Here is a 574-nt window from a genome sequence, read left to right as displayed (position 1 = left end):
CACTCGATGATGAGTATGGCGGGTATGGACGATGACGAAGATACCTTCGCTCCCGTCTTCAAATCCGCGCGTAAACGCAGTGTTTGGCTCGGAGCCAATGTCCTAGCTGCATTAGCTGCTGCTTCGGTTTCCAACATGTTTGAAGCCACGCTGGACCAAATGGCGGCAATTGCGGTCTTGATGACCATCGTGCCATCCATGGGTGGTGTTGCAGGTAACCAAACCGTTGCACTGGTTATTCGTGGCCTTGCTTTAGGTCATATCGGTGACTCAAACAAACGTGAACTGTTGATGAAAGAAGCCGCAATCGGTTTGCTTAACGGCATCATGTGGGCGTTGATCATCGGTGGTATCGTTGTGGTTTGGAAAGGTAACTGGATGCTCGGAGGTATCATCTCTGCCGCCATGTTGACCAACCTGTTCGTCGCCGGGGTTGCAGGGGTAACCATCCCTGTCCTTCTGAAGAAGATGAATATCGATCCTGCCCTTGCTGGCGGTATGGCACTGACGACTGTCACTGATGTGATTGGCTTGTCTGTTTTCCTCGGTCTCGCAACCTTGCTGATCTAAGCCA

General features: G+C 51.7%; 1 protein-coding gene. It reads left to right on the top strand.

Going from position 1 to position 574, the window contains the following annotated elements; all coding sequences use genetic code 11:
- Nucleotides 1-570 (top strand): magnesium transporter (locus R7190_RS29370; protein ID WP_025585289.1); only part of this gene is annotated, 570 nt, incomplete at its 5' end.
- Between the last annotated feature and the right edge of the window lie 4 nt (nt 571-574).

The organism is Vibrio sp. 1078-1 (assembly GCF_033340475.1).
Note: the sequence above shows the minus strand (reverse complement) of the source record. Positions and strands in the feature narration are given on the sequence as shown.